Raw genomic sequence first — 23,621 nt, 5'->3', positions numbered from 1 at the left:
GATTGGCCTCCGTATCAGAACTTTAAATGCTCAGCGCGTACAATCATTGCTAATCCTGTCGTCAATTGTACCCGAACACCATCCTTAGCTATCTCAAGCACTGATGCATCTACAATACTTTGGCCAACCATAACCTTTAATACTTGACCAACTTTTAATGTAGAAATATCCGTTACTGGCTGTAATTTGGTTAGGTTAGCCATTTTACTATTATGGGCTTTTTTAGCTTGATTTTTAGAGTAAGAATAATGTTTATTTTTTTTATTTATTTCCTTAGTCGTTGAGCGCAAGGCCTCATTTCTCTTGCTAGAAGTTGCCGGTAAAGCTTTTTCGTTATCTGTCTTCTGTGCTTTTTGTTGAAATTCCCGTTTTCTTAATTTTTGCTCGGTACGTTGAGCGTGAATACGAGCCTTTGCTTCTATCAGCTGTTGACGTGCATACGCCACATGTTCTGATTCCAAATCACCACAATCATTACCATCCAGATCAACACGTTTAGCACCTTCTTTGACACCATATAGATAACGCCAACTAGAAGTATACATCCGCAAAGCAGATCGCAATTGAGTTTTACTGATGCCATCCTCTTCAGTCAGTCTCGCCACAATATCCTGAAAGATTCCAATCTTCAGTGGACGAGCCTCACCTTCAGCAATAAAGCAGTGAGGAAAACGCTGAGCCAAAAAAGCAATTATTTCTTTACTACTATTCAACTTAGGTTGATTTTCCATGAAATTTCCTGATTACAACGGTTTTGCCAACCAACGCAGGCATGAACAGGCGATATTATAATAGCGTTGCAGACAATTGCCACGCAAACCAACTGTTAAATTACATTAATTTGTGGATATTTTGCTATAACACACGCTTTCAAGTGGTTACAAAGTATTACAACTAAGGCTTTTAGACCATTTTCATCCTCTTCATCAAAACGATCAAAAATAGGACTATCAATGTCTAATACGCCTATTAACTGTCCATCGACTTCCAGCGGCAAAACTATCTCTGAACGACTAAGACTATCACATGTAATATGCCCGGCAAAAGAATGGACATTGGCAATACGCTGCACTCTATTTTCTATAAAAGCGGTCCCACAAACACCTTTTCCTTGCGCAATACGCACACATGCAACTTTACCCTGAAAAGGCCCAAGCACAAGCGTATCACGACTTTTCAGATAAAACCCTAGCCAATTAATATTATCTAATTTTTCAAAAAGTAGTGCACTGGTATTGGCAAGTGTGGCAATAAAATCATATTCACCCGCAATTAAGCTAGTTAAATCACATGAAAGATCATGATAAAAGGCTTTTTTTCCCATAACATTCCGTTTGTTAAATTTTACATATACTCATCTTGCAGATAAAAAATCACCAATATGGCGACTTTTTATCTCTCAAGGTTAACAATTCGCTCTATTAATCGTGATATTTTTTAACTTATTGTAATTTAATTGGCCGGTCAAATCACACAATAAGTGAAAACTAATTCAAATTTTAGCTAATTATTAAATATGAAATAAGTTTTAGTAAAAAAATTATAAACATTTTCAGTAATAACATATAACAAAAAAACCAGCGATAATTGTTTTGGCTACCCCCTATTATTCTATTAACCTAAGACCTATTTCTATTTAAATTAGCAATATTGACTCAAAGCAACTTATCTGTAAGTTAGTAGCTTGTTATTTCGCCTAAAGTACATTTTCCATCAATAGAAAATTTATTTAAAACTGTTAATTTTCAATAAATAATAGTAGAAAACCGCCAATTTACTGCCGCAGTAATTATTTTGGAAAAGAGTTCCATTTATACTATTCTAAGAACTTAAAGTAATTATAGCGATTTATTAACATTTTGAATAATTAGTGGGGATCACTTATATGAAAAGAGCAAAACTAAAAATTTCCACCTATGTTATTGATGATGCACTCTTATTTGACGCAGCTGAAAATACTATCAGTATTCCATGTGAATCAGATACTGAATTTTGTATGCAACTTGATGGCTGGGATGAAAATACGAGTATTCCTGCCACGCTAGATAATAAACCGGTTCTTCTCTATCGTCAGTACTATGATAAAAAAAAGCATCATTGGGTTATGAGAATAGTTTAATCACAATAGCACTAAAAAAGAGACCGAGCTAATTCCAATACTCGGTCTTGGGAAATGGCTCTAGAGAGCCGTGCGCTAAAATGTGTCATAGAGACGTAACAAAATGCAATTTAATACTAGCTGTCAGTTACAAAATTAGCTAGTGACAAAAACATATTTATTACATTAAATTAACATTGATTGTTTTTATAGAATAAAATATTTGACTAGCCTAAAATTAAATTTGAATTGCCCATATTTTCTATCAAATATGAAATATACTCGATATGTTTACCTGAAATTTGTTAACAACCAAAAATTAATAAATTTTTAAAGGATCGTCTGTATTTTAATAATATCGCCACCCAAACTATTTTTGATAGAGATTATAAATCAATTAATAATTTTTAATTAGTTTTACAAAGATTTTGCGCGGTTTTGAGTATCGGTGTGATATCTATTTTCTGTTGTGCTAAATTGGCAGGTTCGAGTAAAATAGCTGAAAGTGGTGATGCAATAATTTGACGCTTTTTCACCTGCTCTACCGCTATATTATTAAGAGGATATTGCATTAATGTACTAGGATTTATAACAAATAATGCGCCATTGGTGCGGCACTCCAGCATAACTTCCTCACGCTTAAAAATCCATTTGTCACCAAATTGTTTTTTACTAACCGTTACAATTGGTGGTGCTGAAATGACAGGAAAAGAGGCTGTTATTGTTAATAGTAATACTAATCTACTAAACTTTACCATATCAATATTTCCTTATCATTTGTAATGATGAAACACTATTACTTACAATATCTTTCATATTATTAAAATAATTATTACAACTATTTTTTATTTTTCATTGAGCAAGAAGAAAAAATAAAATTCTAAGTAATAATAGAGAAAATAAACTTCCCACTTGTAGGCAAAGTGGGAAGTTATCAATTAAACATGCACAGCGTTAGACATGCCTTTTAACTCTTTATCTAATAAAAATAGTGACTTACCATCTTCTCCAACTAACTCAAACTTATCCAAAATTGATTTGAATAACTTCTCTTCTTCGTGCTGTTCAGCAACATACCACTGCAAAAAATTAAATGTCGAGTAGTCTTTCATCTCCAATGCAAGATCTACAAGTGCATTAATTTCATGTGTAATATTTTGTTCATGTAGATAAGTTTTTTCAAAAACCTCTTTTACTGAATTAAATTTCCCAGTTGGCGCATCAATTTGACCTAATATCGGCATTTCGCCAGTGTCACTAAGATAATTGAATAAACGTTGCATATGCCCCATCTCTTCCTGAGAATGCGTTTTTAAAAACACCGCAGCACCCTCAAAACCTTTATAATTACACCATGCACTCATTTGAAGATAGAAATTTGCTGAAAAAAATTCTAAGTTAAGCTGTTTATTTAATTTTTTAACCATCTCTTGCTGCAACATTGTCCACAATTCCTATGTTATTAAATAAAAATTCAATTTTATTATCTTCAGTTATGCGAATAATAAAGGTGTTGTAATAAAATTAAAATTAAAATTAACCGTTATTTGATCAAAAACCGGGTTAAACCCGATCATTTTGATTACAAACACTATTAAAATATTAAAGAGATAATAAACAGTTACATATTTATTCAAGACAAACCGTGTTTCGTTTATTAAAATTTATTTAGTAGCTTATTTGATCAGAGCGGAAATACGAATATGAGTTATAATCTTGCCGAATTAGCAAAAGAAGAAAGAGAAAAACTAAACCTCGATCTTGCTGCTGCAAGTGTGGCTTTTAAAGAAAGGTATAATATGCCTGTTATCGTTGCTAAAATCGAAGCAGAGCAAGCTGCGCATTTACGAGAACATTTCCGTAAACGACTTACTCTATTTCGCAAAATTTCTCATACATTGAATCAATTACCTTATGTTCCGCGAAAAGGATAATATAAACATTAATATGCCGACAACTTTTTGCTGTTAATTTATTAATCTTTAATGGCTATCAATTTGATAACTAACGGTCTCATTCTGGCAATTAACAAGCACCTGGTAGTTAAGATCTTTTCTCGCACCCCGAACAGTCAAAAGAATTTTATAACCATTTTTAATTGGTGTAATGCTATTGTTATTAATCCACACCACTACCTTCGGGCCAAGTAGCTTTTTATCTTCATCCCAATATGGTAAGCGGGTTTGAATAAAATCATTCTTCACTTTTGCGCCAATTTGCTGCTGGCTTAAATTATCACAACTGATAAATTTAGCTGTTCTTACCTCATTAATTTCAATAGCCTGAGCCATTATTGAAAAAGATACTAACGTGAATAATATCATAGCAAGCAATATAAAAAGCCTATTCATCACTTTCACATTTACTCCTAAATATTTTCTTAAGATCAATAACTATAAGTAGCAGTGTAAAGGCGTATCCTTTACATCAACTATATGCGATTACGTAAAAAAAGTTATTTTTGTTACTTAGGGTCGTTATACATTTGCTCTTTATTGGTATGCTTTGCACGTATCTCCTTAGCGACCAAAGCAATTGCTTCTCCACTACTCATTCCTTTAGCCATCAATTGATGAATGCGCTCAGCTGCTTCTTGTTGCTCTTGATGATTTAACGTTGGCATTTTTGAAAACATTTATTTTTACTCATTTTTAATTTAAACATCATTATTAATATAACATTAGCATAGTTTGGCCTATGAAAAACGTTATTTTATGGTAGTATATTCGTTAATAACCCTTATCTTGCCCAATTAAATATGCGCCTGCAAAAAATTCAATTACCTTATGCCTTAGATGCCGCTTTAAATTATTTTCATGCTTTAGCTGACCAACCATGGGCGATGTTATTACATTCAGGTAATGCGAACCACCCACATAACCGTTTTGATATTGTGGTTGCTGATCCAATAACTACCCTAGAAACAAGAGATAATATCACGCTAATTAACCGTGAAAATGAAAAAATTAACTCGGAACTTGATCCTTTTGAGCTATTAAAAAGTGAAATGCAACATTTGAATGTCACTTTCGTAGCGAATAACGATCTTCCTTTCCAGGGCGGAGCTCTAGGTATATGGGGCTATGATTTAGGTCGGCGAATCGAAATTCTTCCCGAACAGGCAAAAAAAGAATTAAGCTTTCCCGATATGGCGATCGGTGTTTATCTTTGGGCATTAATAGTTGATCACCATAAAAAAATAGTTACTTTACTTAGTTATCAAAATGTCGAACAACGTTTGACTTGGTTAGAAAATCAAACAAAAATACCCGCTAAACAGTTTCAAATGTGTGAAAAATGGCAAAGTAACATGTCAGAACAGCAATATCACCATAAAATTAGCCAAATTCATCAATATTTACGCAATGGTGATTGTTACCAAATTAATTTAGCACAACGTTTTAAAGCCAAATATCAAGGTAATGAATGGGAGGCCTTTCTTAAACTAAATCAAAATAATCAAGCCCCTTTCTCTGCCTTTATTCGTTTAGAACAACATTGCGTACTGAGTGTATCCCCTGAGCGTTTTCTTTGGCTGCACGACGATTCAATTCAAACCCGTCCGATTAAAGGCACATTACCTAGACTGACGGATACAAAAGAAGATCAAGAACAAATAAAACGTTTACAATCATCAATCAAAGATCGCGCTGAAAACGTAATGATAGTTGATTTATTGCGTAATGATATTGGTAAAGTCGCGATACCAGGGACAGTTAGTGTACCAGAACTTTTTGTGGTTGAATCTTTTCCTGCTATTCATCATCTAGTCAGCACTATCGTTGCACAATTACCCGCTTATTATCATGCCACTGATCTATTAAGAGCCTGCTTTCCAGGCGGCTCGATTACAGGTGCGCCGAAAATACGCTCGATGGAAATTATTGACGAACTTGAACCTCATCGGCGCCATAGCTACTGTGGAGCGATTGGTTATATCAGTTTTTGCGGTACAATGGATACAAACATCAGCATACGTACCCTATTAACTGAAAAACAATACCTTTATTGTTGGGCAGGCGGAGGAATTGTGGCTGATAGTACAGCTGAAAAAGAGTATCAAGAGACTTTCGATAAACTAAGTCGAATATTACCCGTATTAGAAAATAATCAACGTTAATGAATATATTAGATAATTTTATTAACCGATTTCAATTAATATTACCTGTTCCCACTGACACCATCCAATCTGTCGATGACGATCGCAGCAAAAAAAGTGCTGCTGTGCTATTACCCGTTATTTGTAAACCTGAACCTACTCTGCTATTTACCAAAAGAACGGATAACTTACGCCTACATGCAAGTCAAATTTCTTTTCCCGGTGGAGCTCGTGAACCCAATGATCATAGCTTAATTGAAACGGCCTTACGCGAATCTTATGAAGAAATTAATATTTTGCCAAATCAAGTACAGATCCTGGGAAAAATGCAGCCAATAAAAAGCCATAGTGACTATTTAGTAACGCCTATTGTCGGATTACTATCAGCAAAAGTTTCTTATTACAAAAATCCGGCGGAAGTAGCCGTTATCTTTGAAGTACCATTGAAACATGCCCTCTCTTTAACTCATCATCATGCCATTATGATTAATGATGCCCGCGATAAAAAACGTCTATTCTTTTATCGGTATAATCAATACCTAATTTGGGGATTAACTGCAGCTATTCTCAATAAGTTGGCATTACAACTGGTTTAAAATAGGCAAAATATAAAAAGTCTTTTTATTTTACATTTTGTTCACTAGCACTAGTAAATTTCAAAAAAAACGATAAACTGGCAATCAATTATAACACGTTAATATTACAACTATAACATTTAGTATTAAGTGATTATTTTATCGGTTTTTATTTTTCAGGGGGTTATTAGTGATCAGTGTTTTCGATATGTTTAAAGTAGGTATTGGCCCATCCAGTTCTCATACCGTTGGACCAATGAAAGCGGGTAAAGAATTTGTTGATCAATTGATCGAAAAAAATCTACTTTCCTCCGTCACTCGTATCGCTGTTGATATTTATGGATCCCTTTCATTAACCGGAAAGGGGCATCATACTGACATCGCTATTATTATGGGTTTAGCGGGTAATTTACCAGCAACCGTTGATATTGAATCAATAACAGATTTTATTGCTAATGTTGAGCAAACCGAGCGTTTATCTTTAGCAAATACAAACCATTATGTTGATTTTCCACGTCAAGGTGGGATAAATTTTCATTATAATAATTTACCATTACACGAAAATGGCATGACCATTACCGCTTTCAATAATAATAACAAAATTTTTACTAAAACTTATTATTCGATAGGAGGGGGTTTTATTGTTGATGAAGAACATTTTGACCAACAAACCTCTACTAATAAAGCAGTACCTTATTCTTATAACTCAGCAGCTGAACTGCTACTTCATTGTAAAACAACCGGTTTATCGATTTCTAATCTTGTGATGAAAAACGAATTAGCACTGCATACGAAAGAAGAAATTGAACACTATTTTGCTAATATTTGGCATACCATGCAGGCCTGCATTGCTCGAGGACTGAATACTGAAGGTATTTTACCCGGTCCTCTTCGCGTCCCTCGCCGCGCTCCGGCATTACATCGCATGTTGACTGCATCTCAAAAACTGTCTAATGATCCAATGGATATCGTTGATCTGATTAATATGTTTGCATTAGCGGTTAACGAAGAAAATGCGGCCGGTGGTCGCGTGGTAACCGCACCAACTAATGGTGCCTGTGGCATAATTCCAGCTGTCTTAGCTTACTATGATCACTGTATTGAACCTGTTACCCCAGCACTTTATAGCCGTTACTTTTTAGCTTCAGGGGCAATTGGTATTCTTTACAAGATGAATGCCTCTATATCAGGTGCTGAAGTTGGCTGCCAAGGAGAAGTCGGTGTTGCCTGTTCAATGGCCGCTGCTGGGCTAGCTGAATTACTGGGCGGCAATTCTGAACAAGTCTGTATAGCGGCTGAAATTGGTATGGAGCATAATTTGGGGCTCACCTGTGACCCGGTTGCGGGACAAGTTCAAGTCCCTTGCATTGAACGTAACGCAATTGCGTCAGTAAAAGCTATTAATGCTGCAAGAATGGCACTACGTAGAACAAGTGAACCACGCATTTCTTTAGATAAAGTTATCGCAACCATGTATGAAACAGGTAAAGATATGAATGCTAAATACCGTGAAACTTCTCGTGGCGGTTTAGCTATTAAAGTCCAATGTGATTAATGTATTGCACATCTTAAAATATATTCCTTTTCTTTTAATAACCCTTAATATAAAAAGGGTTATTTTTATTTATCACACATCTTCATATTCAATTAGTCAAAAAATTTTCCTGTATTAAAGTACAGTTTATATTCATAGAATTACTAATTAAAATTTATTATTATTTCACACAAGATAATAACAACTATAACAAAATTAAATTGATTGATGAAGTTTATCTTTCTCTAAATATATTGATACGTATTTTAAATTTTCTGATCACTGACATATTTTTTCTTATATTTAAATGATAGTCTATAAAATTATTAATTAGTTTCAATTATGGTTAATACTTTATAACATGAAGAACTATTCATACCAGTGATTATTTGATTGTATTCATCCGTCAACGGAGAGTACACTCTAATAATCATTTTTATTATTTAATCTATTTCTAAGGGGAAAAGTAGTGAGTGTAGCTATTATAATTAGCACTCATGGTGTTGCTGCAAAACAGTTGCTCATGACCGCTGAAATGTTGATTGGCGAACAACAAAATGTCGCTTATATCGATTTTGTTCCAGGTGAAAACGCTGATACATTAATTGAAAAATATAATCAAAAGCTTAATGAGCTGGATGTTTCTCAAGGTGTGTTATTTTTGGTAGATGTGTGGGGAGGCAGTCCATTTAACGCCGCTAGTCGCATTATCGAAAGTAAAGATAAAGACAAATATGATATAGTTACCGGTGTTAACGTCCCCATGTTAGTTGCGACGTTACTATCCCGTGATGACGATCCTACCTTTAGTGATTTAGTTAGCACTGCTATTGAAACGGGTCGCAGTGAAATTAAAGCGCTAAATAGTCTACAGACTAGCAATAAACCGCAAAATTCACCGACACCAACTCCCCCATCACAGGTAGCCAATTCAGCTGCACAGGGTCATATGTTTATTGCCCTTGCACGAATTGATGACCGTTTAATTCATGGTCAAGTGGCTACTCGCTGGACTAAAGAGACAAAAGTTAAGCGTATTATCGTAGTAAGTGATGAAGTTGCTAAAGATCATGTTCGTTCAACTTTATTAAAGCAGGTGGCGCCACCGGGTGTGACTGCGCATGTGATCGATATAGCAAAATGTATTCGTGTCTATAATAATCCTAAGTATGCCGGTGAACGCGTTATGCTGTTATTTACCAATCCCACAGACGTTTTACGCATTGTGGAAGGCGGCGTCGAAATAAAATCTGTCAATATTGGTGGCATGGCCTACCGTGATGGTAAAACTCAGGTTAACAATGCGATCTCGATTGATAATGAGGATATTGAGGCTTTTAATCAATTATCTAAACGGGGCATTGAACTCGAAGCACGTAAAGTTTCTAGTGACAACAAACTGGATATGTTAACTCTCATCAAAAAAGCAAAAAGCTGAGTTTTCTTTTTTGGTTATACATTCACGACTTAAAAATAGATTCACCAACTTTGTTGGTTACAGGAGATAAACAATGGAGCTTACCGTTGTTCAAATCATACTCGTTTTCCTAGTTGCCTGTATTGCAGGTATGGGTTCTATTCTAGATGAGTTCCAATTTCATCGCCCTTTAATTGCATGTACCCTTATTGGCCTTGTTCTCGGTGATCTAAAAACAGGGATAATTATCGGTGGTACACTGGAAATGATCGCCCTCGGATGGATGAATATCGGGGCAGCCGTGGCTCCCGATGCTGCACTCGCCTCAATTATTTCTACCATTTTAGTTATTGCTGGCGGCCAAGATATCGGTACCGGTATTGCTCTGGCGATCCCACTAGCTGCCGCAGGTCAAGTATTGACTATTATTGTTCGGACACTCACTGTTGCATTTCAACATGCCGCTGATCGTGCCGCTCAATCTGCCAATTTGCGTGCATTAACAACAATTCACATCTCAGCCCTGTTACTACAGGCGATGCGTATTGCTATTCCTGCTTTAATTGTTGCTATCTCTGTTGGTACCTCAGAAGTCCAACACCTACTGGATTCGATTCCTGAGGTTGTGACAAAAGGATTGAATATTGCGGGTGGTATGATCGTTGTTGTCGGTTACGCGATGGTAATTAACATGATGCGCGCAGGTTATCTAATGCCATTTTTCTACTTGGGCTTTGTAACTGCGGCATTTACCAATTTCAACCTAGTTGCTTTAGGCGTTATTGGTATCGTAATGGCGATCCTCTATATTCAACTCAGTCCAAAATACAACCAATCACAAGTTGCTAATTCGCAAAATAATGGCAATAGCGACTTAGATAATGAATTAGATTAATTAAGGAATGGAATAATGGTAGATACAACTTCAGCAAACCAGACAAATCAAAAAAAGCTTACTGCTGGTGATATTCGCGGAGTTTTCTTACGTTCCAATCTTTTTCAAGGATCGTGGAACTTTGAACGCATGCAAGCACTTGGTTTTTGCTTCTCCATGATCCCCGTGATCCGTCGTTTATATCCTGAAAATAGCGAAGAACGTAAACAAGCAATTAAGCGCCATCTAGAGTTTTTTAATACCCATCCGTATGTTGCAGCACCGGTTTTAGGGGTCACCATGGCAATGGAAGAACAAAGAGCTAATGGTGCAGATATCGATGATGGCGCAATTAATGGTATTAAAGTTGGCTTAATGGGCCCCTTGGCAGGTGTTGGAGACCCTATTTTTTGGGGCACGGTGCGTCCAGTTTTTGCAGCATTAGGTGCAGGAATTGCGATGTCAGGTAGTCTACTGGGGCCATTACTGTTTTTTATTTTATTTAATTTAGTTCGTTTACTAACGCGTTATTACGGTGTCAGCTATGGTTACAAAAAAGGGCTCGATATTGTTCATGACATGGGAGGTGGCTTCCTACAAAAAATGACCGAAGGCGCCTCTATTCTAGGACTATTTGTGATGGGTGCATTAGTCAATAAATGGACCAATGTTAATATCCCTTTAGTTGTATCCGAAATAAAAAATCCAGAGACGGGCGAGGTAACAATCACTACCGTACAGACCATATTAAATCAATTAATGCCTGGTCTAGTACCTTTACTATTAACCTTTGGTTGTATGTGGTTATTACGGCGTAAAGTCAATCCATTATGGATCATTGTTGGTTTCTTTATCCTTGGTATTGTTGGCTACTGGGCAGGATTTTTAGGCTAAGATACTCAATATCTTAATTGCCAGTTACGGGAGGTTGCAGCCTCCCGTTTTTAATTTTATCTTTACAGCAGAATAATAATCGATGGGAGTGTTTGCTCATGAATATGAACAATATTGTCTTGACTATCTTGATTCTACTAATGCTAACTTATGCTATCTATGAAGAATTGATTGTTAACTTGTTAAATGGAAAAACAAAATTAAAAATAAAGTTAAGACGTAGAAATAGAATTGATGCCGTTATTTTTATTATACTTATCGCAATTGTTATTTATCATAATATTATTCAACATGGAAGTCAGCTAACAACCTATTTATTAATGATCACAGTTCTCATTGCTATTTACTTAACATTCATTCGTTACCCTAAGGTTTATTTTAAAGATAAAGGTTTTTATTACAATAATGTTTATATATTATACGAACATATTAAAACGATTAATTTATCTAAAGATGGAATATTAATAGTCGGTTTAGCAAAAAGAAAAATTTATATTGCTGTTAAACAGTTTGATGATTTAGATAGAATTTATAACTTTTTGATCAATAATAAATAAATATAAGCAATATTGTTAATCATTCTTATGTAATTAATCAACAACAATTATTATTTTTATTTAATTATATTAATTTTATAAAATAATAAAAATTTAAATAATTGCCTTTTATTATTTTTATGATATCTTTTGCTATAAGTCATTGGGGAGTAGCCTGTTCTAAATAAAATTATAATTTAGAAATTTCATGTCAACATACTCGTTATGTTAACGTAACGTGGCATGAATACCTGACAAGGTTGGCAAGACCATAGGCATATTTTTACTTAAGGTTGGAAGTAAAAATATGTGTATGGGTAACTATCCAACTGAGACAGTATAATGAACTTATACGCAACCTTAGCTTTATCACTAGCATTATCCATGGATGCTTTTGCTGTATCAGTTTGCAAAGGTGCTACCTTATTTAATCCCTCTTTACGTGAAGCAATAAGAACTGGCTTTATCTTTGGCATAATTGAGGCCATAACACCCATTATTGGCTGGGGTTTAGGATTATTAGCCAGTCAATATGTTATAAAATGGAATCATTGGATAGCGTTTGGTTTATTATTTATATTGGGTATCCAAATGATATATCAAAGCTACCATCGTGCCAAAAACAATAACAAACCTCCTCTTATCCACTATCACAATTCTTTTACCCTTATTACTACCGCCATCGCAACTAGCCTGGATGCAATGGCTATTGGCGTTAGTCTGGCTTTTTTGCAAATTAATATCATCCATACAGCGATGACAATCGGACTAATGACCATGATTATGGCAACACTTGGAATATTATTAGGTCGTTATATTGGTCCATTATTAGGAAAAACAGCCGAAATGATTGGTGGTGTTACGCTAATTATGATTGGATTTAGTATAATTTATCAACATATTTAATTTATTAAATAATTCATTTCAATGTTTTTTAATGCTTTTATTATGTTAGAAAAATAATAGATAAGAGACACTAAACAATAAGAATTTTTACTTTTTCTAACAAAAATTATTAATTGAAATATTCTTTAATGTATAATATTTATTAAAAAAATGATAAACTATTTAATAGTTTAATTTCATTATTTTAAAATAAAACGGAATATATTATAGACTAATGATAATAATTATTAGCAATTACAAATGGCATTTTTTGCCTATCTATAAATATCAAAAATCATAAAATAGAATTTATAAATAAATGAATAATTCTTTACAGCTAGACTATTTACCCACTGATTGTGGAAGGTGAACATGTCGGAAAATGTAATCAATGATATTGTTAATTGGTTAGAGAGCCAATTACAACGAAATGAAGGTATTAAAATTGATACCATTGCTAATAAAAGTGGTTATTCTAAATGGCATTTACAACGGATCTTTAAGCAATTAAAAGGTTGCACCTTAGGTGAATATGTTCGTAAACGTCGTTTACTTGAAGCAGCCAGGCTATTACGAGAAGATAAATTTTCTATTTTGGATATAGCTCTACAATACGGTTTTAGCTCCCAAGCAACATTTACCCGCATTTTTAAAAAACATTTTAATACTACACCGGCTAAATTTCGTCAAAATGGACAGTTACCCGATTTCAATCAATTTATGGACTAAGCTAAAATTATTAATTTTTAAATATTCCTTGTTATATGTCAGTCTAAATACTGGCTTTATGTTCTGTCTACAATAAAATTCGCTTGAATGTTTATTTAGCCAGCAATGAGTGCCAATAATTAATAATGACTAACTTTATTCATGTTATTTCATTAACCAACCAATTTTCTAATTGTATAAGCTGCTGATTAAGATCTGGATATTGAACCTGTATCTCCGCGATTATCTCCTTAATTGTTGCTGGTTGGTATTTTTTCCCAATCAGCTTTTGACTAAAAAGCTCCAATGGCGACGGTTCTAAACTATCAGTATAAATTTTACTAGCTGAAATTTTGCCTTTATCAATATCAAAATATAGTTCAACGCCACCCCAAACAAATCGTGTTTCAAGTATATGACTAAAAGCCGGCGCTTGGCCAAAATTCCATTCCCAACTAGATTGCTTAGCATAAATGTCAATAAAACCGGGTAAATCAGGCAAGTTAGTTGGTGAAATTATTTCTGCCTTCACTACCTCACCATAATAGTTGAAAAAATTGTTTGCTAAAGCGTTACAAACTTTTTGATGAGTAATGCCGGCATCAATTTCAGCTAAATTCATTATCCTAGAACGCACAGAGGTAATACCTTTGCTAATCAACTTTTTTGGGTCTGGATTTAAATAACTGGCTAATCGATTTAAATCCGTATTAATTAGTAAAGTACCATGATGAAAACCGCGATCATGAGTTTCAAAATAAGCTGAGCCTGAAATTTTACGCTCGCCATGTGCGGAATGAATAACTAAATCATTTCGACCGGAAACTTGAGCACTAACCCCAACCTCAGCTAACCCTGCAATAATAATTTGAGTTGAAACTGTTTTATCATAAGCCGGTTTACCTGCCATAAAGGTAAAACAAGTATTGCCTAAATCATGAAAAACCGCACCGCCACCACTGCGGCGGCGAGCTAATTTAACCCCATCTTGTGCCATTTTTCGGGTATTGCACTCTTTCCATGGATTTTGTGCCCGTCCAATAACGACTGTATCATTATTGCGCCAAAGAAACATAACCCGTTGCTTAACTGACATTTGACGAAAAATAGCCTCTTCAACCGCCAAATTAAACCAGGGATCAAATGATTCAGAAATAAGAAGACGTATTGAAGCCATATAAATTTTGCCAGCCTATATTCATTTTGCTACAGCTAAAGAGGAAAAGTTCTTATAACTAAAAATGACATTTAAATACGACGTGCTTGCCAGAAAACCTTGCGCCAGTAGATATTATTCAATGAAGAGCGGATAACGCCTTTACTAGTTGATGCATGAATAAAAGTATTATCTGTATCATAAATACCTACATGTAAGCCATTTTCACCAGAACCCGTTTTAAAAAAAACCAGATCACCCGGCATCAGTTCCTTAATATCAATACGAGTACCATATGTTGTTTGGGCTACTGTAGTACGCGGTAATTGAATAGCAAAACGGTCACTAAAAGTTCGATAAACAAATCCTGAACAATCAATTCCACTTGATGCTAAACCACCATACCGATATGGTGTACCATGCCATTGTAATAGTTGCTCCTTTAGTTGAGCGATGGTCATAATTGGATCAGAAAGTTGGGTTTTTAATGGCGGAGCTGTTCTATTTACTGAAGAGGAACAGCCAATTAAGGCTAGATAAAATAAAAAAAGAAGGTGTTTAATTCTAATTAGCATAAAGCACCTTTATCGCTTTAAGATAACTAAATGACTTTAATCAGCGTTTAATAAAAAAACAAGTTTTTATTAATGGGTGATCTTTATTTTTAGTAAACGCTGGCGATTAAAAATAAATATCCTGCACACTTTTTTTGTTTTATTACCGTTTTACTTCAGGCCGAGAAATGATCCAAATACCGAGCAAAATGAATACCACACCCACAAATTTAACTAATGTTGCCGATTCATTAAACCAAGGCAATGTGACCGCGAATAAATAAACGAATACATAGCTTAAACTAATTAGTGGATAAGCTTTACTTAAAGCTAAAAATCTCAAGGCAAATAGCCAACAAACCATAGAAATAGCATAGCCAATCAAACCGACAAAAATCAGCCCAAACGCCGGGAGATTTTCAAATAGCCAGTTAACATCCATCCATTGATGATTTAATTTAAACTCAGGTAATAAAGTTACGCCAGCTTTTAGACAAAGCTGAGCGAAAGTTATCAATATTACACTAATGATACCCCAAAAATAACCTTTCATATATTTAATAAAACAATACCCAGCATGATAATAAATACACCTATCCAATGTTTTATGCTGATTTTCTCTTGATAGATAAATTGCCCTATCAGGGTAACGATAACAAAGTTAAAACTTAACATCGGATAAGCAATACTAAGCGGTAAAATTTGTAATAATTTAAGCCAAAATAACATGCCAAAGGCGAGTAAAATAATAGCGATTACCAGCCATTTAAAAACTAAACTATTTTTTGTCGGCAGACCACTTTGCCAATATATAACCGCTTGCTTTTGACAAACTTGTCCAAAGCAAGTTAACAGACTAACAATTATCAATAATAAAAAATGTGTCATGGCTGCTGATAATAAGTCATTATTGCCATTCGTGTATTACGAACCACATGATCAGGCTTTGGAATATCATCAGGCAGACCTTCATTTCTACGTAATAAAAGAACCACTGAAATTTGTCCTTTTTTCCGGGTCTGGTTAAGCCATTTAGCAAAATTGCCTTGTTTGATTAAGCGAAATTGACTATCAGGATAATTCAAACCGTATCTTAGTTCACCTGATCTTTCATATAAATAAATATCACCTCGATGTAATTCCCATGCCAAACTTGCACCTACTCCAACATTATCCGCCAGCACAAATTTACTTTGTTCCAACAAAGAAACATTTTGCCGAATTAATTGCTGTGGCAATTTAGAATCGATTGTATCTTGCGGTAATGCATAACCTATTGATAAGCTCAAGGCTAAAGAACATGCCGCGCCCCACAACCAATACTTAGCATTGGATATCAGACTAAAATAGCCAATAATCAACCAAATACAAAAAACAGTGATACCTAATGCCAGTTTCGGCCATTCCGCTAGGGTATATAGAGGATGATCAACAAATAACCCCATGATAATCAAAGTAATAATTGCCAGTATGCCAAAGGCGATATTGGTAAATCCGTTAAATTTAAGTGGGGCTAGATTGCAATTTTTAACACAATCAACCGCATATTTTGCCATCATTAATGCAAGCGGTGCCATCACTGGCAACATATAAGTGAGTAATTTACCTTTAGCAATACTAAAAAATAGGAACGGGACAACAAACCAGCAAAGCAGAAAAAACATTTCTGGCTTGATTTTTCGTTCCTGCCAACTCTTAAATAATGTCCCAGGTAAAAGTCCTAACCAGGGTATTACACCAAGTAAAATGATTGGAATATAAAACCAAAAAGGGGCTTTATGTTGAGCGTCTTCTGATGAAAAGCGTTGAATATGTTCTACCCAGAAAAAGTAATGCCAGTAATCGGGTTCATATTTATTAATAGCTAATGCCCAGGGAAGGCTTATCAATGCCGCACTGATTATTGCTATGCCACCAAATTTGAGTATCTCAGTAAAACGTTTTTGATAAAGCATAACTGGCAACATGACAATCACCGGAATAGCTAACGCTAAAAAACCCTTAGTCATGAAGGCCATACCACAGGTAAGCCCCATGACGGCCCAAGCAAGTAATTTTGCAGCAACCGTAGGTGCTTTTAATAACCAAAAACAACATAGCATACAAGCAGTAAGCCACATGGTAAGCATAGGATCGAGTACACTATAAGTGCCAACCGCAAATACCAAAAACATCGAAACATACATTAAAGTAGCAACAAACGCGACATTTCGATTACGCCACATTATCATCGCCAACCAGTAAATTAAGCCGGCACTGATCATAGTTGAAAACACAGCACCAAAACGGACAGCAAAATTAGTATCACCAAAGATCATTTGACTGATATTATTTATCCAATATCCGGCCACTGGCTTTTCAAAATAGCGAATATTAAGCAAATAAGGCACAATCCAATCGCATCGAAGCAACATTTCTCGACTAATTTCTGCGTAACGCGTTTCATCAGGCTGCCAGAGCAATCGACCATTTAACGGCACTAAATAAGTAAAAATGAAAAAAAGTGCTAATAAAAAAGCACCTATTTTCTGTAACTGTTTAGTTAACATCAAGCACTATACCTCGTGTTGACACCCTAGCCAGCCTTCACGACCTGGAAAAGATGAACGAATAATTTTTCCTAATGGTAAAGAATCTATATCATTTGGTATTAATTCACGCAACGGACAAAATACCATTTGTTCTGCAATCATTCTCTCTAATAAATTCTCAAATTGCCTCGATTGAGACATGCCTTCCACTTCAGTATGAATAGTATAAACAGACGTACCTACATCTTCCTGCATCGCATTAATAATAAAATCATTAAAATTTTCATTTTTAACCAACGTGCCAACAACTTCATCATAAGTTGGTAGTGTCACTGGAATTTGTAGGGTACCAATTGAACCATCAGCTAAAATAGGACGAAAAGGATGAGTACCTCGGCAATCACTATTATAGTCAAATTTAAAATTTTCTTTTGCCGTTAATACACGTTCATCGGCACGCCAACCTGCTACAGCTGAACATTTCACACTAGCGCCCGTTACGGCTTCAAGCGCATCCACACCTAATTTAATTTGTTCGACCAATTTAGTTCTCGGCCATTTACCAACATTAGCTTGCCAGCCGTGATGATCCCATGCATGTAGCCCAACTTCGTGACCTTCATCCAATGTTTGTTTCATTAAGTAACCTAGATCATTGGCAATTTTTTTACCTGACCAGGCTGTTCCGGCTAACAAAATATCCCAACCATACAGTGACGCGGCATTCGATCTTAACATTTTCCATAAAAATTTAGGTCGAAATAGGCGCCATAAATGGCGCCCCATATTATCTGGACCGACACTGAAAAAAAAACTGGCTCGAATTTGATATTTAGCGAGCACTTTAAGTAACTGTGGCACACCTTCTTTGGTACCTTGATAGGTATCTACATCAATTCTTAAGCCAATTTTCTTCATTATTTTTTACCTAATTCTTCCGCTGCAGCTTGTAAGAAGAAATCTAAAGTTTCATCAATAGTCTGCTTCATATCAATAGTTGGTTCCCAATCGAGCAAGCGACGCGCATTTTCAATGCTCGGTCTACGATGCTCAACATCTTGATATCCTTTACCATAATAACTACTACTTTCAATCTTTTTGAGGCCAGCAAATGGAGGAAAGAGTTTACGTAACGGATGTTTTTCAAAACTGACAAGTAACATATCCGCTAATTGAGCAATACTTGCTTCATTGGTTGGATTACCAATATTGATAATTTGGCCATCGCATTTTTCATCTTTATTTTCAATGATACGAAATAATGCTTCGATACCATCTTTAATATCGGTGAAACAACGCTTTTGAGCGCCACCATCAACTAATTTTATCGGTGAACCCTCGACCAAATTTAAAATTAATTGGGTAATCGCCCTTGAGCTACCAATACGGGCAGAATGTAAACTATCGAGTCGTGGGCCCATCCAATTAAACGGTCTAAATAAGGTAAATTTTAACCCTTCTTTAGCACCATATGCCCAAATAACACGATCCAATAACTGTTTAGAAACAGAATAAATCCAACGCTGTTTGTTAATTGGCCCCACAATCAAACGAGAGGTATCTTCATCAAATTCTTTATCATCGCACATCCCGTAAACTTCAGAAGTTGATGGAAAAATAATACGCTTATTATATTTTACACAATAACGTACTATCTTTAAGTTTTCTTCAAAGTCTAATTCAAAAACTCTTAATGGATTACGGGTATATTCAATCGGTGTTGCAATAGCAACCAGAGGCAAAATGATGTCGCATTTCTTAATATGATATTCAATCCACTCAGTATGAATACTGATATCACCTTCAACAAAATGGAAACGCTGATCATCACCAAAACGGGGATCATTAATAAAACGTGAAACAGCAGAAGAACTAATATCCAAGCCATAGATATCATAGTGTCCATCGGCTAATAAACGTTCGGTTAAGTGATTACCAATAAAACCATTTACCCCCAAAATTAAAACGCGCTTACGGCGTTTTACCTGTGCCGTCGGTTTTGCACCGACACGCACACCAGTCACAATGCCCATTTCAGCCGCTAAACGCGATCCTTCAACGTATAAACCCGATCCACACTGGCCAGTTAGGATCTCAAGTACGCCTTGACCACATGCTATTTGCAATGGCTCAGTAGAAATGATTGTACCCGGTAATTTATCATGTGATTTTTCTAACACACGAGCACGCCAGACAATCATCTTACTCTCAGCTAAATAAGTAAATGCACCCGGATATGGCTTGGTTACTGCGCGTATTAAGTTATTCACTTCAGTAGCAGATTTAGACCAATCGATTAAACCATCCTCAGCGCGACGACGGCCAAAATAGGTAGCCTGACTCTCATCTTGTGGTGTTGCTGAATAATCACCCATTTTAATTAATGGTAATGAATCAGCTAACAGCTGTTCGGAGGCCTGGCGAATTTTCTCATGTAACACTAATGCGGTATCTGTGGCATCAATGGCGACTTTTTTCTGTGCAATAATATCACCAGCATCTGCCTTAGCTATCATCTTATGGAACGTAACACCGGTTTCTGTTTCGCCATTTAAAATAGCCCAATTAATTGGCACGCGACCACGATATTTTGGTAGTAAAGAACCATGTAGATTGAAAGCACCTTTAGGGGCTAACGCCAATAATTCTTGACTAAGCATATGGCGATAGTAAAAAGAGAAAATGACATCAGGTTGCATTTTCTCAATACGTTCAATCCAAAGTGAATGATTGACATTTTCCGGCGCAAATACAGGCAAGCCCATCTCAGCCCCCAAACATGCAACTGAGGAAAAGAAATGATTCTCTTTAGGATCATCTGTATGTGTAAAAACAGCCTGAATTTCAAAGCCCGCCTTCTGTAGCGCCTTTAATCCCACACAACCAATATCATGGTAAGCAAAAACAATAGCTTTCATTATTTTTTTTCCTGATTTTCGTCAGTATATTGATGAATACCAACTATCTTTTGAATGAAGTAACGGGGTCGGGCACGAACATCATTGTACATTCTGCCAATATATTCACCGAGTAATCCCATGGCAATAAACTGCGCACCAATAAATATGAATAGAATAGCAAACAGCGTAAAAACACCCTCTGCAGCCCATATTGCACCAAAAATAAGGCGTAAGATAATTAGCAGAACCGCCAGTAAAAATCCACTTGCCGCAATAAAACTACCAACAACACTCAATAAACGTAACGGAGTAGTTGTTAAGCAAGTGAGTAAATCAAACATTAAATTTATTAGCTTCATAAAGCTATATTTTGAATCACCAAACTCACGTTCTGCATGGGCAACATCAATTTCAATCGTTCTTCTAGCAAAGGTATTTGCTAAAATGGGAATAAATGTACTACGTTCATGACACTGTAGCATTGCGTTAATAATATTACGCCGATAAGCACGCAACATGCAGCCATAATCGCCCATGGTACGCCCTGTTGCTTTGGTGATCATGGCATTAATGATTTTCGACGCTGTTTTACGAAACCAAGAATCTTGCCGATTCATCCGTCTGGTGCCGACTACGTCATAGCCCTGCTCTGCAACCTGTACCAAATTTGGAATCTCTTCAGGTGGATTTTGTAAATCAGCATCTAACGTAATCACAAGATCGCCGGTTGCCTGTTTAAAACCAGCCATAATGGCAGAATGTTGTCCATAATTACGATTTAAAATTACGGCAATAACATGATTTGCCGAATTTTCAGCAGCAGCTATTAGCAAGTTAGCAGAATTATCAACACTACCATCATCAACTAAAATTAATTCATATGGCTGTTTCAATCTCTGACAAGCAGCCAATGTTCTTTCCAACAATTGGGGTAAACTTTGCTCTTCGTTATAAATAGGGATAACGATAGAAACTTTCTTTATTTCTTCAAAATCATTTTGAACAGGCACTATTTCAGCTCCGAAAAAATTTCATTAATAGCAGCAACAACGTGATCAACATCTTGAGCACGCATATCAGGGAATAGTGGCAATGAACATAAGGTAGCCGAGTTCCATTCAGAATTAGGTAGAGAAAGGGATGGATAATGTTCTCTATAATATTTCTGCGTATGAGCCGCTCGGAAATGCAAACCGGTGCCAATATTCTTCTCTTTTAAGCGTTCCATAAAACTATCTCGGTTAATACCACAGACCACTTCATCAATTCGTACCATAAACAGATGATTGGCATGCAGATGGAGATAATTAGGCACCTTCAGCATTTTTAACGGCAGGTCGGCAAGCGCTTGTCGATAGTAATCAACAAGCTCAGCCCGCCGTTTATTTATCTGTGCTAATTTTTTCAATTGCACAACAGCAATTGCCGCATGAATATCAGAAAGATTATATTTAAATCCCGGTTCAACAACCTCGGCCTGTGGTTTACGACCTTGTATCTGTCGATCGAAGGCATCCACACCTAAACCATGAAATTTTAAACATCGCAAGCGGGTGGCTAAGGCATCATCATCAGTAGCAACTAAGCCACCCTCGGCGCAAGTAATATTTTTAATCGCATGAAATGAAAAAATAGCCGTGCCTTGTTGACCAATCCATTGATTTTGATACTGAGTACCTACGGCATGAGCAGCATCCTCGATCAATGCGATATTATTTCTTTGTGCAATCTCACGTAACGCATTAAGATCGCATGGTGCACCGGCATAATGTACCGGTATAATCGCTTTTGTCTTAGGGGTAATTACCTTCTCAACGACATCAGGTTGAACCATTAAAGTATCACGATCAACATCAATCATGATTGGATGAGCCCCTAACAAGGTAATCATATTAATGGTTGACACCCATGTTAATGAGGGGGTAATAACTTCATCTCCAGGACCAATTCCTAAGGCCATAAGCGTTATATGCATACCTGCTGTTGCCGAACAAAAAGCAATTGCATGCTGACAACCAAACTTATGGCGAAAGTCTTCTTCTAGTTGATGATTTTGCGGTCCAGTGGTGATCCAACCAGAACGTAATACATTTTCTACCGCCCGGATCTCTTCGTCACCTATTGCTGGACGAGAAAAAGGAAGAAAATCATTCATGAGATTAACCTACTAACAATTCGTCTAATATTTTTTTAGAGTTAGTTGTCTATATTATCATAAAATAGCTTAACTACACATCAACATGACAATAACTTTCTAATATAACTAGTTAGAACGCATTTACTTAATAAATGCATAAAGCTTAAGCTCTGCCTTATGTTACTCAAGTAGAATAGAAAACTAATTAATTCCCTAAAAATTCTTATCAATAAAAAAGTAACCCAATAACAAAAATAAGTGAATATAAAATCATTATTAGCGCAACTTTTACCAGTAAAATTGTTTGACTTGCTAAAAACTCTTATAACTAATCTATTAAAGGTATCTTTATTTTTTAAAATTATTTTGACATAAATAAATAATAAAAAAGCCGCTAAAGCGGCTTTTTAGCATATAATAATTCATTATTTATGAGGCTTTATCTTTTCAACCCGGCCTTTCAACTTTTGCCCTGGTCGAAAAGTCACCACTCGACGAGCAGTGATGGGAATATCTTCTCCAGTCTTTGGATTTCGACCTGGACGTTGACTTTTATCACGCAGATCAAAATTACCAAACCCTGACAGTTTCACCTGCTCCCCATTTTCTAATGAACGACGAACTTCTTCAAAGAAAAGTTCAACTAGGTCTTTTGCATCACGTTTGCTTATACCCAGTTTTTCGAACAGACTTTCTGACATTTCAGCTTTTGTAAGCGCCATA

27 protein-coding genes and 1 riboswitch are annotated in these 23,621 nt (G+C 35.8%); of the genes, 11 read left to right on the top strand and 16 right to left on the bottom strand.

All coding sequences use genetic code 11. The annotated features are described in order from the left end of the window. Positions 1-14 precede the first annotated feature (14 nt). Entirely contained in the window at positions 15-731 is a 717-nt protein-coding gene (proQ, locus tag QE177_RS06405) for an RNA chaperone ProQ (protein WP_280552048.1), read from the bottom strand. Positions 732-826: 95 nt separating this feature from the next. Then, a complete protein-coding gene (locus QE177_RS06400; protein ID WP_280552047.1) occupies positions 827-1,324 on the bottom strand; it encodes a GAF domain-containing protein in 498 nt (165 codons plus the stop codon). Between the two features lie 561 nt (positions 1,325-1,885). On the opposite strand from QE177_RS06400, the gene QE177_RS06395 reads away from it, so the two are divergent. Then, the gene (locus QE177_RS06395) at positions 1,886-2,119 is read left to right on the top strand and encodes a DUF1480 family protein (protein ID WP_280552046.1); all 234 of its coding nucleotides are present in this window, start codon (positions 1,886-1,888) and stop codon (positions 2,117-2,119) included. A 386-nt stretch (positions 2,120-2,505) separates the two neighbouring features. Here QE177_RS06395 and QE177_RS06390 read toward each other — a convergent pair whose 3' ends face one another. Together QE177_RS06390 and ftnA are read right to left on the bottom strand one after the other, a co-directional pair. After that, positions 2,506-2,856 carry a YebY family protein gene (locus QE177_RS06390; protein WP_280552045.1) on the bottom strand — a complete coding sequence of 117 codons (351 nt, stop codon included), beginning with the start codon at positions 2,854-2,856 and terminating at the stop codon, positions 2,506-2,508. Positions 2,857-3,036: 180 nt separating this feature from the next. Further along, positions 3,037-3,540: a non-heme ferritin gene (ftnA, locus tag QE177_RS06385; protein WP_280552044.1), complete on the bottom strand. Its 504-nt coding sequence runs from the start codon at positions 3,538-3,540 to the stop codon at positions 3,037-3,039. Between the two features lie 261 nt (positions 3,541-3,801). Between ftnA and QE177_RS06380 the strand changes: the two genes are divergently transcribed. Beyond that, a complete protein-coding gene (locus tag QE177_RS06380; RefSeq protein ID WP_280552043.1) occupies positions 3,802-4,032 on the top strand; it encodes a DNA polymerase III subunit theta in 231 nt (76 codons plus the stop codon). 48 nt (positions 4,033-4,080) lie between these two features. Here QE177_RS06380 and yebF read toward each other — a convergent pair whose 3' ends face one another. Both yebF and QE177_RS06370 read right to left on the bottom strand, forming a co-directional pair. Next, complete coding sequence (gene yebF, locus QE177_RS06375) at positions 4,081-4,449, bottom strand: protein YebF (protein ID WP_280552229.1); 369 nt, start codon at positions 4,447-4,449, stop codon at positions 4,081-4,083. A gap of 113 nt (positions 4,450-4,562) precedes the next feature. After that, on the bottom strand, positions 4,563-4,733 hold the full coding sequence (locus tag QE177_RS06370; protein ID WP_280552042.1) for a YoaH family protein: 171 nt from the start codon (positions 4,731-4,733) through the stop codon (positions 4,563-4,565). Positions 4,734-4,856: 123 nt separating this feature from the next. Here QE177_RS06370 and pabB point away from each other — a divergent pair, with 123 nt between their 5' ends. From pabB to QE177_RS06325, 9 genes are all read left to right on the top strand, one after another. After that, entirely contained in the window at positions 4,857-6,218 is a 1,362-nt protein-coding gene (pabB, locus tag QE177_RS06365; protein ID WP_280552041.1) for an aminodeoxychorismate synthase component 1, read from the top strand. Continuing rightward, on the top strand, positions 6,218-6,793 hold the full coding sequence (locus tag QE177_RS06360) for a CoA pyrophosphatase (protein WP_280552040.1): 576 nt from the start codon (positions 6,218-6,220) through the stop codon (positions 6,791-6,793). Before pabB ends, QE177_RS06360 begins: the two co-directional genes overlap by 1 nt. 169 nt (positions 6,794-6,962) lie before the next feature. After that, on the top strand, positions 6,963-8,327 hold the full coding sequence (locus tag QE177_RS06355) for an L-serine ammonia-lyase (RefSeq protein ID WP_280552039.1): 1,365 nt from the start codon (positions 6,963-6,965) through the stop codon (positions 8,325-8,327). Between the two features lie 448 nt (positions 8,328-8,775). Then, the gene (manX, locus tag QE177_RS06350) at positions 8,776-9,744 is read left to right on the top strand and encodes a PTS mannose transporter subunit IIAB (protein ID WP_280552038.1); all 969 of its coding nucleotides are present in this window, start codon (positions 8,776-8,778) and stop codon (positions 9,742-9,744) included. 73 nt (positions 9,745-9,817) lie between these two features. Next, entirely contained in the window at positions 9,818-10,618 is an 801-nt protein-coding gene (locus QE177_RS06345; RefSeq protein ID WP_180560753.1) for a PTS mannose/fructose/sorbose transporter subunit IIC, read from the top strand. 15 nt (positions 10,619-10,633) lie between these two features. Then, entirely contained in the window at positions 10,634-11,491 is an 858-nt protein-coding gene (locus QE177_RS06340) for a PTS mannose transporter subunit IID (protein ID WP_280552037.1), read from the top strand. 98 nt (positions 11,492-11,589) lie between these two features. Continuing rightward, a complete protein-coding gene (locus tag QE177_RS06335) occupies positions 11,590-12,048 on the top strand; it encodes a DUF986 family protein (protein ID WP_280552036.1) in 459 nt (152 codons plus the stop codon). Positions 12,049-12,180: 132 nt separating this feature from the next. Continuing rightward, positions 12,181-12,321: riboswitch (yybP-ykoY riboswitch) on the top strand. 48 nt (positions 12,322-12,369) lie between these two features. Next, on the top strand, positions 12,370-12,933 hold the full coding sequence (mntP, locus tag QE177_RS06330; RefSeq protein ID WP_280552035.1) for a manganese efflux pump MntP: 564 nt from the start codon (positions 12,370-12,372) through the stop codon (positions 12,931-12,933). A 351-nt stretch (positions 12,934-13,284) separates the two neighbouring features. Beyond that, a complete protein-coding gene (locus QE177_RS06325; protein ID WP_026821639.1) occupies positions 13,285-13,641 on the top strand; it encodes a helix-turn-helix domain-containing protein in 357 nt (118 codons plus the stop codon). Positions 13,642-13,780: 139 nt separating this feature from the next. Here QE177_RS06325 and QE177_RS06320 read toward each other — a convergent pair whose 3' ends face one another. The 10 genes from QE177_RS06320 to ihfA form a co-directional block, all read right to left on the bottom strand. After that, on the bottom strand, positions 13,781-14,797 hold the full coding sequence (locus tag QE177_RS06320; RefSeq protein ID WP_280552034.1) for a lipoate--protein ligase: 1,017 nt from the start codon (positions 14,795-14,797) through the stop codon (positions 13,781-13,783). A 71-nt stretch (positions 14,798-14,868) separates the two neighbouring features. After that, entirely contained in the window at positions 14,869-15,351 is a 483-nt protein-coding gene (locus QE177_RS06315; protein ID WP_280552033.1) for an NlpC/P60 family protein, read from the bottom strand. 142 nt (positions 15,352-15,493) lie between these two features. Next, positions 15,494-15,883, bottom strand: a complete 390-nt coding sequence (gene arnF, locus QE177_RS06310; protein WP_280552032.1) for a 4-amino-4-deoxy-L-arabinose-phosphoundecaprenol flippase subunit ArnF — start codon at positions 15,881-15,883, stop codon at positions 15,494-15,496. After that, positions 15,880-16,218 (bottom strand): 4-amino-4-deoxy-L-arabinose-phosphoundecaprenol flippase subunit ArnE, encoded by a 339-nt coding sequence (gene arnE, locus QE177_RS06305; protein ID WP_280552031.1) that lies wholly within the window; start codon positions 16,216-16,218, stop codon positions 15,880-15,882. The genes arnF and arnE overlap by 4 nt, the downstream gene beginning before the upstream one ends. Further along, a complete protein-coding gene (gene arnT / locus QE177_RS06300) occupies positions 16,215-17,879 on the bottom strand; it encodes a lipid IV(A) 4-amino-4-deoxy-L-arabinosyltransferase (RefSeq protein WP_280552030.1) in 1,665 nt (554 codons plus the stop codon). The genes arnE and arnT overlap by 4 nt, the downstream gene beginning before the upstream one ends. A gap of 6 nt (positions 17,880-17,885) precedes the next feature. Beyond that, positions 17,886-18,779: a 4-deoxy-4-formamido-L-arabinose-phosphoundecaprenol deformylase gene (gene arnD, locus QE177_RS06295; protein ID WP_280552029.1), complete on the bottom strand. Its 894-nt coding sequence runs from the start codon at positions 18,777-18,779 to the stop codon at positions 17,886-17,888. Next, positions 18,779-20,779: a bifunctional UDP-4-amino-4-deoxy-L-arabinose formyltransferase/UDP-glucuronic acid oxidase ArnA gene (gene arnA / locus QE177_RS06290; RefSeq protein ID WP_280552028.1), complete on the bottom strand. Its 2,001-nt coding sequence runs from the start codon at positions 20,777-20,779 to the stop codon at positions 18,779-18,781. Before arnA ends, arnD begins: the two co-directional genes overlap by 1 nt. Further along, positions 20,779-21,771, bottom strand: coding sequence for an undecaprenyl-phosphate 4-deoxy-4-formamido-L-arabinose transferase (gene arnC, locus QE177_RS06285; protein WP_280552027.1), 993 nt, complete (start codon positions 21,769-21,771; stop codon positions 20,779-20,781). Before arnC ends, arnA begins: the two co-directional genes overlap by 1 nt. Beyond that, on the bottom strand, positions 21,771-22,916 hold the full coding sequence (gene arnB / locus QE177_RS06280) for a UDP-4-amino-4-deoxy-L-arabinose aminotransferase (RefSeq protein ID WP_280552026.1): 1,146 nt from the start codon (positions 22,914-22,916) through the stop codon (positions 21,771-21,773). The genes arnC and arnB overlap by 1 nt, the downstream gene beginning before the upstream one ends. A gap of 407 nt (positions 22,917-23,323) precedes the next feature. Then, positions 23,324-23,620: an integration host factor subunit alpha gene (ihfA, locus tag QE177_RS06275; RefSeq protein WP_026821649.1), complete on the bottom strand. Its 297-nt coding sequence runs from the start codon at positions 23,618-23,620 to the stop codon at positions 23,324-23,326. Position 23,621: the final 1 nt, after the last annotated feature.

The organism is Arsenophonus sp. aPb, assembly GCF_029873475.1.
Taxonomy (GTDB): domain Bacteria; phylum Pseudomonadota; class Gammaproteobacteria; order Enterobacterales; family Enterobacteriaceae; genus Arsenophonus.
The sequence above is the reverse complement of the archived record's forward strand: the minus strand, read 5'-3'. Positions and strand labels throughout refer to the sequence as shown.